We start from the raw sequence: 12,350 nt of genomic DNA, 5'->3' as shown, positions 1-12,350 counted from the left end.
GGTTCCTTACGGAACCGGGACCCCCTCCTTTGCTGAAGCGGCCGGGATCAGCCCTGGATCTCGTCGACGGGAACCGGGTTGTTCTCGGCGTCGTACTTGTAGATGCCGACGAGAGCGGTCGAGGGATCGTTGTCCTCGTTCAGCGGGCCGATGCCGGCCTTGCCCGAGTAGTGGATGTCCTTGCCGTCCTTGAGCAGCGCGGCGCAGTCCTTGAAGGTGCTGCACTCCTCGCCGCCGTCGGCGCCCGACACCGCGCGCAGGTTCTCGCGGATGGTCTCCGAGTCGGCCGCGCCGCCCTTCTCAGCCGCGAGCGCGACGAGCACTACGGCGTCGTAGGTCTCGGGGGCGAAGTTGAGGCTCTTCGTGACGTCGGGGAAGACCGCCGCGAGCTCCTTCTCGAAGCCGTCATCGACGGTGCGACCGGGCGTAGTGCCCTGGGCGCCCTCGAGCGTGCCGGGATCGAGATCCTCGTACGGGGTCGTGTTGCCATCGACCAGGTACAGCTTCGAGAGGTCGAAGCCCTGCGACTTCAGCTCGGGGATGATCTGCTGCGCCTCGATGTAGCTGAGGATCGCGATCGCCTCGGGCTTGGTCGCGAGCACCGCCGACACCTCGGACGAGAACGAGGTCTGGCCCTCGGGGAACTCCTCGCCGGATCCCTTCGCACCATAGGTGACCTCGACGCCCGCGTCCTCGAGCGTGCTCTGCAGGTTGTCGCGCAGGCCCTGACCGTAGTCGTTGTTGAGCGCGAGGATGCCGACGCTGGTCGGGCCGTCCTTCACGATCAGGTTGCCGAGCGCCTTGCCCTGGATGGTGTCGGAGGCGATCGTGCGGAAGTAGAGCGGGTTTATGCCCGCGAGCGCGATGCCGGTGTTCGACGGCGAGCCCATCAGGATACCGGCCTCGGTGAGCTTCGGCATCGCGGCATTGGTGTTGCTGGTGCCCATGGCGCCGAGCACGAAGGCGGGGTTCGCCTTGATGATCTCGTCGACGCTCTTCGCGATGACGGTCGCATCGTTGCTGTCGCCCTCGTTGCCCTCGGCGACGACGGTGACGTCTTCGCCGAGCACGCCGCCCGCATCGTTGATGTCCTTGAGCGCGAGCTTGACCGCGCCCTCCGGGCCGTAGATGAGGTGCTCGAGCGAGCCCGTCTGCGGGAGCAGGGTCGCGATCTCGAGCGCCTTCGGGTTGCCCGCCGCGGTCGAGCCGCTCTCGCCCGAGTCCGAGGACTCGGCCGAGCTGCTCGAGCATCCGGTCAGCACGAGGCCGGCGGTCGCGAGCAGCGCGATTCCGCCGATGGCCTTCTGGGAGATTTTCCTCATGAATGACGCCTTTCTGCACATTCGCAGTGCCGCAGCCTCGCGGCACTCACAGTCGAGCTTAGTGAAGGCGGGGGCGCAGAGCGCCTTGCGCACCGGGGCTTCCGGCGAGTTGTTAGCGTCTCGTGACACTCTTGGCGACTACGTTGCACTGCGCCAAGCCACGGCCCTGTTTTCTGTACCTTACGCACAAAGCCGGGGCGAGGGATCCGGCCTCACTCCTGGTCCCTGCCGATGCGCTGGCCGACCACCGCGCTGATGCCGTCCTGCCGCATCGAGACGCCGTACAGGGCGTCCGCGATCTCCATGGTCCGCTTCTGGTGCGTGATGACGATGAGCTGCGAATTCTCGCGCAGCCGCTCGAACACCTGCAGCAGGCGGCCGAGGTTCGCGTCGTCGAGAGCCGCCTCGACCTCGTCCATGATGTAGAAGGGGCTGGGGCGGGCCTGGAAGATCGCGATGAGCCAGGCGACGGCCGCGAGGGATCGCTCCCCGCCTGACAGCAGCGACAGGCGCTCGACCTTCTTACCCGCAGGCTTCACCGCCATCTCGATGCCGGTGTTCAGGAGGTCGTCGGGGTCGCTCAGGAACACCTCCCCCGATCCGCCGGGGAAGAGGATCGGGAACACCTCCGCGAACGCCGCCTTGGTGTCCTCGAAGGCCTCGCCGAAGATGCCCTGCATCTTGCGGTCGAGATCCTCGATGATCGAGAGCAGGTCGGCGCGCGTCTTGGCGAGATCCTTCAGCTGGTCGGCGAGGAAGGAGTGCCGCTGCTCGAGCGCCGCGAACTCCTCCAGCGCGAGCGGGTTGATGCGGCCGAGCTGCGCCAGCTGCTTCTCGGCCCGCGCCAGGCGTTGTTCCTGCTCGGAGCGCACGAAGGGCACCGAGGCGCCCCCGCTCCCCGAGCCTGTCCCGCCCCCTGAGCCTGTCGAAGGGGGCGGGACTCGGTCCCCTTCGCCAGGTTCAGGGGACGCCGGGGCCGTCAGCCCGAGCTCCGCCGCGAGCTCCGCCTCGAGCGCGTTCGCGAACTGCGGCGCCTCCTCATCGGCCGGGCGTGCCGAGCGAGGCGAGGCGCTCTCGGTTTCGATCCGCCGCTCCTGATCGGCCGACGGACCTCCGACAGGGATCGGCACCTCCGGTCCATACTCGGCGATGAGCACATCCTCGACGAGACCGAGCTCGTTGCCCGCGCGCTCCAGCATCGTCGAGAGCTGCAGCTTGCGCTCGTAGCTCTTGAGCTCCGATCCGTGCACGCGCTCCGTGAGCGCGTGCAGCTTCTGCCGCAGCTCCGATTCCTCCGACCGCAGCAGGGTGAGTTCCTGGCTGTGCCGCGCGCGCTCGGCCTCCGCCGCCTGCTGGGCGATGCGCGCTTCCGACAGGGATCGATCGCAGGCGTCGAGGATCGCGGGCAGCAGCTCAGCCACCCGCTCAGCCCTGGCCACCTGGCGGGCGCGCAGCACGGCTCGGCGCGCGGCCTCCTCGGCCGCTCGGCTCTCGGCCTCGAACTGCTCCGCCATGGCGACGTGCTGCGCGGCGCTCGCCCTGGCGCGCTCGCGAGCCGTCTCGAGCGCCAGCCGCGCCTCCATCTCCTCCGATCGGGCCTGCTCCACCTCGCTCTGCAACGCCTCGCGCTGACTCACGTCGAGAATGGGGCGGGGAGCGGCCTCGGCCTCGGCGAACGCCTGTTCGGCGGCGTCGGCCTCGCGGGCCGCCTCCTCCGCGGAGGCGACGACCGACGAGAGCGCGTGACCTGCACGCTCCGCCTCGGACTGCGCAGCCTCCGCACGGGCGAGCAGGCGGTTGCGCTCCTTCGCGATCTCCGCGAGGCGCGCATCCGCCGCGCGGAGCTCGGCGAAGGCCTGTTGGGCATCGACCTTGGCGCGCGAGGCCTCCTGGCGCAGCTCGGCGAGTTCGGCCTCCACCTCTGCGACCTCGGCCGCGACGGCGTCGCGCCGCAGCTCCGCCTGCTCGAGTTCGGCGATGAGCTCGATGCGCGACGGCGCGAGCGCCGAGCCCCCGGTGACGGTGAACTCGGTGAGCACGTCGCCGCCGGCCGTGACGACCGTGTATCCGCCGGAGGGCCACAGCTCGCGCAACCGCGCCGCGCCGCGGATCGCGCGCTCCGCGTCGTCGGCGAGATAGCTCCGCGCGAGCAGCCCGCGCACGCCCTCCGGGGCGTCGAGCAGCGCGTCGACCGCACGGGTGAGGCCTTCGACCTCGGGGCTCGTCTTCGCGTCCGCGTCCGACGCCGCCGAACCCGCGATCACCGCACGCAGACGGCCGAGGTCGCGCTCGCGCGCCGCCGACACCGCCCGCACGGCGGCCGCATCGTCGTCCACGAGCAGCGCATCCGCGAAGACGCCGAGCGCGGCTCCGACGGCGGCCTCGAAGCCCTCCCGCACGCGGATGCGATCCGACACCCGACCCCCGATGCCCTCGGGAGAGTCGGCGAGCAGCGCACCCGACGCGTCGCGCTGGTCGAGCGAACGCGTGAGCGCGCTGACCCTGGCCTCGAGACCGGCCCGCTCCTGCTCGAGCGCGTGCAGCCGATCCCTCACCGCGTCCCGCTGCTGCTCGGCCGCGGCCTGCCGCTCCTGAGCCCCGCGATACGAGGCGTCACGGTCGGCCCCCGAGTCTTCTTCGGGAGCGTCGGCGATCTCCTCGCGCGCCTCGAAGTCGGCGAGCTCGCCCCGCGCATCCTCGGCCCTCGCGCTCGCCTGGGCGACCGCCTGCTCGCGCCGCGCCACGTCCTGCGCGAGCGCCACCCGCTTGGCGAGCGCGGTCTCGGCACGGCCCCGCAGCTGCGACAGCTGCAGGTCGTGCTTCGAGACCAGCGCGCTCTGGGCGGCGATGTGCTCGTCGATCGCGTCGAGGGATCGCTGCGCCGCGCGCGTCGCGGCGCTCGCCCGCTCCCACACGGCCTCCGTTTCGGGGATGAGCCCCTCGAGTCGGGCCGACTCAGCGCGCGCCTCCTCGACGGCCGCGCGGCTGAGCCGCGTCACGGGTGCGGATCCCTCGCCCTGAGTCGCGAGGAAGGTGAGCCGCTGCTGTGCCTGCGAGAGCAGCCCGCGCAGCTTCGACTGGGCCGACTCCAGCGCGATCGTCACCCTGCGGGCGGCGTCGAGCTCGTCGCCCTGCTGCTCCTGCTCCAGGCGCGAGATGCGCAGCTGCTTCTGCTCGATCTGCTCCTGCAGCACGATGCGCTCGGAGTGGCGCTCGGACTCGTCGCGCGCGAGCTCGTCGAGTTCGCGGCGCAGCCTGAACACGTCGTCGGCGAGCAGCCGGGCCTTCGCATCGCGAACCTCGGCCGCGATGCCCTGAGCCTGCCTCGCCACCTCGGCCTGGCGGCCGAGCGGCTTCAGCTGGCGCCTGATCTCGCCGACCAGGTCCTCGAGGCGGGTGAGATTCGTCTCCATCGCGTCGAGCTTGCGCAGCGTGCGCTCCTTGCGCCGCCGGTGCTTCAGGATGCCCGCAGCCTCCTCGATGAAGCCTCGCCGGTCCTCGGGCGTCGCCCGCAGCACGGCGTCGAGCTGCCCCTGGCCGACGATGACGTGCATCTCACGCCCCAGGCCTGAGTCGCTCAGCAGCTCCTGCACGTCGAGCAGGCGGCAGTTCTCGCCGTTGATGGCGTACTCGCTCGAACCGTTGCGGAAGAGCGTGCGGCTGATCGTCACCTCGGAGTACTCGATCGGCAGCGCGCCGTCGGAGTTGTCGATCGTGAGCCTGACCTCGGCTCGGCCGAGCGGGCCGCGGGTCGAGGTGCCGGCGAAGATGACGTCCTCCATCTTGCCGCCGCGCAGTGTCTTCGCGCCCTGCTCGCCCATGACCCAGGCGAGCGCGTCGACCACGTTCGACTTTCCCGAGCCGTTCGGGCCGACGATCGCAGTCACACCGGGCTCGAACTGGAAGACGGTTGGCTGCGCGAAGGACTTGAAGCCCTTGAGCGTGAGGCTCTTCAGGTGCACGCCGCCGCCTTTCTCCCTCGATCGTGCCGTTCGCGCCGGGCCCCGAGGGGCCGATCCCTATGACTTTACCCGCTCGGGCGCGGGTCGCCCGGCACACCGGGGCGAAGAGCGGGCCGGCCTCAGCGCATGCCACGGGCGACGCATTAGGGTCGGACTCATGCGCGAGATCAGACCGGCGACGAGCGCGGACCTCGGATCCCTCTCGGAGATAGAGGCAGCCGCAGACCGCGTGTTCGCCGACTTCGCGGGATTCGACATCGGCGATGACGCGAGGAGCGGCGAGGAGCGGGCGGCGCAGCCCGGCTACCTGCTCGTCGTGTCGGACGCACCCGGCGAGCGCCCCGTCGGTTTCGCGCATGTGCTGGAGCACCCGGGTGGGGCGCACCTCGAGCAGCTCTCCGTGTCGCCCGGCAGCGCTCGGAGGGGTCACGGACGGGCGCTCGTGAAAGCCGCCATATCGGAGGCGGTCCGGCGCGGCCACGGTCGCGTCACACTGCGAACCTATGCCGACGTGCCGTGGAACCGCCCGTTCTACGAATCCTGCGGCTTCGAGGTCGCTCCTCAGCCGGAGGAGACGTTCTTCCGGGCACTCCTGGCCGCTGAGCTGGAGGCGGGGCTCTTCGAGCACGGCGCCCGGGTGTTCATGCGGGCCGACGCGGTCGCCGTCCCCAGGAACGGCGCTGCATCGTAATCGCCCTGCGACGGCGTCTCAGAGAGAAGGTCGCGGAGGCGACTTACGAGGGCTGGAGCAGCGGGCCGGGTTCTGCCAGGCTGTGGGCATGGAGCAACGACTGCACTTCCTGACCCTCGCGACCCCGGATCTCGATGCGGCCCGGCGCTTCTACCGCGACGGCCTCGGGTGGAAACCCGCACTCGACGTGCCCGGGGAGATCATCTTCTTCCAGATCGCGCCCGGGCTCATGCTCGGTCTGTTCGATGCCGAGAAATACGACAGGGATCTGCTGCGCGAGCACACGACGACGGGCGTCAGCGGCCTGACGCTGTCGCACAACGTGGCCGACCGGGAGAGCGTCGAGGCGACTCTCTCCGCGTTCGAGGCAGCAGGCGGCACGATCCTCAAGCCCGCACAGGAGAGCGCGTTCGGCGGCGTGTATCACGGGCACGCCGCCGATCCCAACGGCGTGATCTGGGAGATCGCGCACAACCCGGACTGGAGCATCGACGAGGCCGGCGCCGTCTCCCTCTAGGGATCGTGCCACGCCGCCTCTCCCGTTCGCCGCCCGCGGGATGAACGGGCCCGCTCGATCCCTCTACCGCGGGAGCGGGAGTTCGCGGATCGGGTCCCCGCCGTCGATGAAGAGTCGTCCCTCGGGAGCGAGCGCATCCGCGATGCGCTGGAGCGCAGCGACCCCGGCACGCGGGTGGCGCCCGTCGAGCGCGCCGACGCGAACCGCGAAGGCGAGATCGAAGGGCGCTTCGCCGGGGAGCAGCTCGAACTCCTCCGCTGCGGCCTGACGAACACTGAGGCGGCCGTCGGCGAGCTCTCGGGCGGCGTTGCGCTCGATCTGTGCGACGCCCTTCGCCGAGCGGTCGATGACGAGGATGTGCCTGACCCTGCGCGCGACCTCTTTCGCCGCGGCCCCTGGTGCTCCTCCGATCTCGAGCACCCGCATCCCGGGAGCCAGCGGCAACGCGTCGACGACGGCCGCGAGGCGCGGAGACAGCGCAGTCATGAACCGGCTCCCTTCCGCGTCGCTCCCAGCGCGCTCGTCTGTATTGTGCACCCTCTCGGACGCCTCCGCCTGCCCGTTCTTGCCCTGTTCTGTGCGCTGCGCTGCTCCGCTCCGCTCTGTGCCCGGCTCCGCCCTCAGAACCGCTCGAGACGACGCTCCAGCTGGTCGAGAATGACCCCCAGCCCCTCTTCGAACTGATCGGAGAACCGGTACTCCCCCGCGCTCGTGAGATGCGACACGAGCTCGGCCAGGTACGGGTAGGGCGCGATCGCCGCGCTCGCGCCCTCGGCGAAGTCGACCGCCCCATCTCCCGCCTCGGGGTCGAAGGGCAGGTTGCGCTCGGTCAGCGCGAAACCGTACACGTAGGCGTCGATCACCGAGAACGCCTGGGCCGCCAGCTCGATCGAGAACCCTCCCCGGCGCAGGCACCCGATCACCGCGTCGTGGTGCCGCAGCAACGCGGGTCCGGGGTGGGAGCGGGAGTCGATCAGGGTGAGCGCCCACGGGTGCGCGACCAGCACGCTGCGCGCCGAGGCCGCCCGCAGGCGCATCCCCTCACGCCAGGGCACATCGGGAGGGGGCAGCTCGATCATCGCGAAGATCCGGTCCACCAGGGCGTCGAGCAGCGCGTCCTTGCCTGCGATGTGGTGGTAGAGGGACATGGCCTCGACCCCGAGTCGCTTGCCGACGTTGCGCATGCTGATCGCAGCGTAGCCGCCCTCGTCGGCGACCGCGACCGCAGCGTCGACAATGCGCTGCTCGGTGAGCGGACGTCGTTCGCCCATGTCATCCCCTTTCTGGCGACTCCTTGCCAACTTACGCATGTAAGGATACGCTATCCCCCAAAACTTACGGTCGTAAGGATCACCATGAGCACACACATGACAGCGGCGTGCGTCGACCGCTACGGGCCTCCGAGCACGATCACCATCTTCGAGGCACCCGTCCCCGAGCCCCGCCCAGGCGAGGTGTTGATACGCGTCGCGGCTGCCGCGGTCACCTCGGGCGACGCGCGCCTGCGGGCGGGCAGATTCCCCAGGGGCTTCGGGGTTCCCGCCCGGCTCGGGATCGGCGTCCTGGGGCCGCGGCGACGGATCCCCGGCGCGGTGCTCTCGGGCAGGATCGAGCGCCTGGGCGATCCCTCGGCAGGCTCGCAGAGCGGATTCTCGCCGGGCGACGAGGTCGCCGGCATGACAGGGATCCGGCTCGGCGCGCACGCCGAGTACGCGGTGCTGAAGCTCACGGCGCTCGCCCCGAAGCCTACCGGGATCAGTCACGCCGACGCCGCAGGAGCGCTCTTCGGCGGCAGCACCGCCCTGCACTTCCTGCGCGCCCGCGCCCGCGTGCAGCCCGGGCACCGAGTGCTCGTGAACGGCGCATCGGGATCCGTCGGCTCCGCCGCTGTGCAGTTGGCGGCGCGGGCCGGTGCAGAGGTCACAGCGGTCAGCAGCTCCGGAAACCACCCGCTGCTGCGCCGCCTCGGCGCCGCCACCACGATCGACTATCGCGAGACGCCCCTCGCTCGGTTGGACGAGCGGTTCGACGTCGTGTTCGACGCGGTCGGCAGCCTCGGGCGCGCGGGCGGCCTGCGGCTCGCCACGGAAGACGGGTCGGTGATCCTCACGGCCGCGAGCCTCGCCGAGACCATCACCGCGCGAGGCCGAGTGATCGCCGGAGCGGCCCCGGAGCGCGGCGAAGACTTCGCGACGATCCTCGAGCTCGTGGCCCGCGGCGAGTTCGATCCGCTCGTCGAGGCCGTCGGCGGACTCGACGCACTGCCCGCGGCGCACACTCGGATCGACAGCGGGCGGAAGGTCGGCAACCTGGTGATCCTGCCCGATGCAGCGGAGTTCACGGACGGGATCGCGTGATCCTTCTCTGTTCTGGCCAGGGTGCAAGAACCCGGGGTTCGCCCGCGTCGCGCCTGGTGTTCAGCTCCAGTCGAAGGTGAAAACGACCGTGCGCGTCTCAGGCTCGAAGAAGACGAGGATCGCGTCGGCGCCGTGCGACCGCCAAGGGTAGCCCGAGGTCGCCGCCACGTAGGTGAACGGACGCCCGTCGGCAAGACGCAGAACGGGGGTCGCGGGATCGCTGTCGTCGAGAGTGAACGCTGCGGGCGGTGGGTACTCGGCCCAGTTGCCGTAGCCGGGTTCACCTCCGAGCGCGTCGACGAGCACGTCGTCGAAGCCCCACCCCTCGCGGGGCCGGGTCGGATCCTGCTTATCGGCCCAGGTGAGCACGCCGAGCCGGGCGAATCGCGTTCTCGTCGCCGCGAACTCGGCGGCGGCCTCAGCGTAGGATTCGCTCAGCTCGACGGCCCGCGGGCGGCCCGCCGCCTCCAGGTCCTCGATCTCGAAGAATCGACGCTGCCCGAGAAAGGCGACCCGGCTCTTGTCGTCGAGACGGAATGAGATCCAGTTCTCGCAGGCATAATCGTCGTGGTGTGCGGCGGTGTTCTCACCGAGCAGACCCTCTTCGGGTTCCACCGGGCTCAGTAGCGGCACGCGGCCGTTCCAGGCGGAATTGAATGCGCTCAACTCGATGGAGACGAGCGGGTGCAGCAGCCGCTCGAGCCACGGCTGGTCGGAGGCGAAGACTGCGGCCGGATCCGGGAACGCCCGCACCCGCGGGTCGCCGACGATGATCGCCTCTCCCTCCTCCGGATCACGGTCTTCGAGGGGGTGGGCGCCTGCTGCACTGCTCATGCGGTCACACTACCCGGGCCGAGGTCCTACTACCCGATCAGCACGGCCGAGAATCTCTCACTCGGCTCCCGAGGGCCGGGGCGGCCACAGCTCGGCTCCCGAAAAAACGTCGTCCGCGCGCACTCCGACTGGACGCAGAATCCGGCCATGCGCCGCACGATCGGCGGCATCTACCTGTCCTTCCTGCTGCCGGCCCTGATGGGACTGTTCGCGCAGGTCGGCGGCACCGAGAGCCCGATCGTCTGGCGCCTGTCCTTCGTGATCATCGCGGTGATCGGCGGCGTCTCGATGCTTCGTCTGCTGGCCAGGGCAGGAGCGGACCCCAGCGCAGCGACCTGGCTACTTCGGGCGGACACCTCCGAAGAATACTGAGATGAGCGGCGAATCGATCGGCGAGCCGACCGGAATATCGATCACGTGCTCTGCCACGCGCACCGGCTCCGATGCGAGCAGCAACCAGCCTGCCTACTCACTGATTGCCGCGCACGGCCGCGATGGATGCGGCGATGGCCAGTGGCACCACGGGCAGATAGATGATGACCGGCACCGCGTCGCGCGCTGCGATGAGGACCGTCACGGACAGTGCCGTCGATCCCAGGCAGAACCAGCCCGCCCAGGCCGGGAGCGATCCGGTTGTCAGCGTGTCGGCGCCGAACCCGGCGAACGCAGCGGCGATCAGAAACGCCACGACGTACCAGGCGACCGCGGTCAACGATTGTACGAGAGCGAGCAGCGTCTCCGTTTCAGGAGTGCGGTCCCTCGCGACGGAGGGCACGATGCTCAGGCGCGCTGCAAGGTTCAGCACCCACAAGGGCGTCGCCACCCCGAGCAGGATCACTCCGGACAGCCAGAACGGGCCGCGGCCCGGCGCGAATACGAGCACACAACCGAGCAGCGTCGCGACCGCGCTCGCGAGAAACAGGGTCACGCTGACGCGCCACAACGTCGTGTGCTGCGCGACGATCTCAAGGGGGTCGCCCTGCCCGCGCCAGATGGGGAAGAACTGCGGCGTCAGCGCCGCAGCCCAGAGGGCGATGCCCGCGACCCACAGGCACACCGCCGCGGTGGCGGCGGTCATCGGCGCGACGCTCTCGCTCATCCGAAGTCGCTCCGTCCCGTCTCGTCGTCCGCCCCGTACAGGGCGGTGAGCTCGCGGGTGAGCTGCCGTTCGCCGAACAGGCGATACAGCGCCCTCGCCGCGAACGGGAGCGCCCACCAGAAGTCGGCGCGTTCCTCCTCCGCCTCGAATGCGCGGAGCATGTATCCGAGATGGATCAGCAGCCGGTTCTTCGGAATACCCGCGATCCCATGGTCGCGCATCTCATCCCACTCGACTTGCGTGAGCAGCGCGGGCGCGTGATCGGCGACGAAGGGTTCCTCGTCGCCGAGATGCGCGGCAAGCGCCGCGTCCACCAGCTGGAGCGCCGCCACCAGGTCCGCCTTCGCGCCGAGACGATCCGCCTTCCAGCGAGCGTGCGCCTGCCCGACGGCGGTCAGCCGCTCGGCGATGTCGGTGTGCTGAGCGCGCATCTGCTCGACGTGCAGCGCGCAGGCGGGGCGGCGCTCGGCCATGCGATCCCAGAGCGTGAGGTCTTCGCCGTGATGGCATGATCGAGGTGCAGTCAGGTCCGCTCGCGGCCCGCACCCGAGCCAGGTACGCGCTCTTCCTCGAAGCCGACGAACGGGCGGCCCGGCCGCTGCACAAGCAGCGAGCTGGAATGGAAGCGTGGCTATGCACCATCCTCAAGAATCTCGGCGGCGAGAAAGCCGAAGCGCGAGCCCCCTTCCTCATGGCTGCGGCAGAGGGAGTGCTGCTCCATCGCATCACCATCAACCCAGAAGCGCCCATCGAAGAAAGCGTCGCTCTGGCGGTGGACGCAACCCTCGCGCAGGCGTAGCACGAGTCGAGGCGGACGACGCTCCCGGCTGTCCCCCGTTCCGAACGGAGCACAAGACTCCGAGAGTGAATCATCGCACCCGCAGTTCACCGCCGCCACTGACACCACTGGCAGAAATGCGACGAGCGCCCGCCGATCACGAGTCGCCGCAGCGGCTCCCCGCAGCGCGGGCACGGCTCCCCCGTGCGCCCATAGGCGTTGGGCGAGTGGGTTGAGCGAGTGGGCGAAGTACCCGGACTTCATCAGTTTTTGACGCTCACCTATCCCTCCTATTCCCTGGCAGGACGACTCATTGAATAGACCAACGGACCCGCCGGTACTGCGGTGGTCGCATCAAGCGAAAAACCATGCCGCTGGTAGAAACGGACGTTTCGCTCGTCTGATGTCTCAAGAGCAACCGCGGCGGACTCCTCATCGAGCTTGTGAAGCCCTGCCGCCAGAACCGCGGAGCCGAGACCCAACCCTTGGGCGTCAGGACATACACCAACAGTCGCGAGAATCCACGAATGTTCAGGACCACCAGGCAGTGGGATCTTCATCAGCTCGGTCAATCGATCACCGTGAAGGAGTCCGATCCGCTCCGCTACATCGGCCTCAACGGATGGCGCATCCGGTGGCATGAAAGCAGAGACCGACTTTAGGGGCTCATCGGAATTGAGGGTGTAGGAGCGGTCTGAATCCGCCGGCTTCGAGCAACGACCGCGCAATGTAGTGGGTCAGGTTCCGGAACCCCAGCGCGGAGCCACGGAGGTGTTCGAGCCGACCATTG

The 12,350-nt window shown here is 69.7% G+C and carries 13 protein-coding genes and 1 pseudogene; 5 read left to right on the top strand and 9 right to left on the bottom strand.

Annotated features, from left to right (window positions below; translation table 11 throughout):
* Positions 1 to 47 precede the first annotated feature (47 nt).
* On the bottom strand, positions 48 to 1,322 hold the full coding sequence (locus J4H91_RS14855) for an ABC transporter substrate-binding protein (protein ID WP_243753040.1): 1,275 nt from the start codon (positions 1,320 to 1,322) through the stop codon (positions 48 to 50).
* Positions 1,323 to 1,534: 212 nt separating this feature from the next.
* Entirely contained in the window at positions 1,535 to 5,284 is a 3,750-nt protein-coding gene (locus J4H91_RS14850) for an AAA family ATPase (protein ID WP_208047032.1), read from the bottom strand.
* Positions 5,285 to 5,441: 157 nt separating this feature from the next.
* On the opposite strand from J4H91_RS14850, the gene J4H91_RS14845 reads away from it, so the two are divergent.
* A complete protein-coding gene (locus tag J4H91_RS14845; protein WP_208047031.1) occupies positions 5,442 to 5,975 on the top strand; it encodes a GNAT family N-acetyltransferase in 534 nt (177 codons plus the stop codon).
* A gap of 88 nt (positions 5,976 to 6,063) precedes the next feature.
* Positions 6,064 to 6,492, top strand: a complete 429-nt coding sequence (locus J4H91_RS14840; RefSeq protein WP_208047030.1) for a VOC family protein — start codon at positions 6,064 to 6,066, stop codon at positions 6,490 to 6,492.
* 63 nt (positions 6,493 to 6,555) lie between these two features.
* Here J4H91_RS14840 and J4H91_RS14835 read toward each other — a convergent pair whose 3' ends face one another.
* Together J4H91_RS14835 and J4H91_RS14830 are read right to left on the bottom strand one after the other, a co-directional pair.
* Complete coding sequence (locus tag J4H91_RS14835; RefSeq protein ID WP_208047029.1) at positions 6,556 to 6,978, bottom strand: SAM-dependent methyltransferase; 423 nt, start codon at positions 6,976 to 6,978, stop codon at positions 6,556 to 6,558.
* Between the two features lie 134 nt (positions 6,979 to 7,112).
* Complete coding sequence (locus tag J4H91_RS14830) at positions 7,113 to 7,763, bottom strand: TetR/AcrR family transcriptional regulator (RefSeq protein WP_208047028.1); 651 nt, start codon at positions 7,761 to 7,763, stop codon at positions 7,113 to 7,115.
* Positions 7,764 to 7,847: 84 nt separating this feature from the next.
* Between J4H91_RS14830 and J4H91_RS14825 the strand changes: the two genes are divergently transcribed.
* Positions 7,848 to 8,849 carry an NAD(P)-dependent alcohol dehydrogenase gene (locus J4H91_RS14825; RefSeq protein ID WP_208047027.1) on the top strand — a complete coding sequence of 334 codons (1,002 nt, stop codon included), beginning with the start codon at positions 7,848 to 7,850 and terminating at the stop codon, positions 8,847 to 8,849.
* Between the two features lie 60 nt (positions 8,850 to 8,909).
* Here the strand turns inward: J4H91_RS14825 and J4H91_RS14820 are convergent, their stop codons facing one another.
* Positions 8,910 to 9,683 carry a hypothetical protein gene (locus J4H91_RS14820; protein ID WP_208047026.1) on the bottom strand — a complete coding sequence of 258 codons (774 nt, stop codon included), beginning with the start codon at positions 9,681 to 9,683 and terminating at the stop codon, positions 8,910 to 8,912.
* Positions 9,684 to 9,830: 147 nt separating this feature from the next.
* Between J4H91_RS14820 and J4H91_RS14815 the strand changes: the two genes are divergently transcribed.
* Positions 9,831 to 10,055 (top strand): hypothetical protein, encoded by a 225-nt coding sequence (locus J4H91_RS14815; protein ID WP_208047025.1) that lies wholly within the window; start codon positions 9,831 to 9,833, stop codon positions 10,053 to 10,055.
* Between the two features lie 97 nt (positions 10,056 to 10,152).
* Here the strand turns inward: J4H91_RS14815 and J4H91_RS14810 are convergent, their stop codons facing one another.
* Positions 10,153 to 10,782: a hypothetical protein gene (locus J4H91_RS14810; RefSeq protein ID WP_208047024.1), complete on the bottom strand. Its 630-nt coding sequence runs from the start codon at positions 10,780 to 10,782 to the stop codon at positions 10,153 to 10,155.
* Entirely contained in the window at positions 10,779 to 11,255 is a 477-nt protein-coding gene (locus J4H91_RS14805; protein WP_208047023.1) for a hypothetical protein, read from the bottom strand. Before J4H91_RS14805 ends, J4H91_RS14810 begins: the two co-directional genes overlap by 4 nt.
* Positions 11,256 to 11,290: 35 nt before the next feature.
* On the opposite strand from J4H91_RS14805, the gene J4H91_RS14800 reads away from it, so the two are divergent.
* Complete coding sequence (locus J4H91_RS14800) at positions 11,291 to 11,581, top strand: hypothetical protein (RefSeq protein WP_208047022.1); 291 nt, start codon at positions 11,291 to 11,293, stop codon at positions 11,579 to 11,581.
* Positions 11,582 to 11,667: 86 nt separating this feature from the next.
* On the opposite strand, the pseudogene J4H91_RS14795 reads toward J4H91_RS14800, so the two are convergent.
* Positions 11,668 to 11,790 (bottom strand): annotated as a pseudogene (locus tag J4H91_RS14795) (zinc finger domain-containing protein); the annotation flags it as partial.
* A gap of 60 nt (positions 11,791 to 11,850) precedes the next feature.
* A complete protein-coding gene (locus J4H91_RS14790) occupies positions 11,851 to 12,132 on the bottom strand; it encodes a GNAT family N-acetyltransferase (RefSeq protein WP_208047021.1) in 282 nt (93 codons plus the stop codon).
* Between the last annotated feature and the right edge of the window lie 218 nt (positions 12,133 to 12,350).

It is taken from the genome of Leucobacter ruminantium (assembly GCF_017565705.1).
GTDB lineage: Bacteria > Actinomycetota > Actinomycetes > Actinomycetales > Microbacteriaceae > Leucobacter > Leucobacter ruminantium.
Note: the sequence above shows the minus strand (reverse complement) of the source record. Positions and strands in the feature narration are given on the sequence as shown.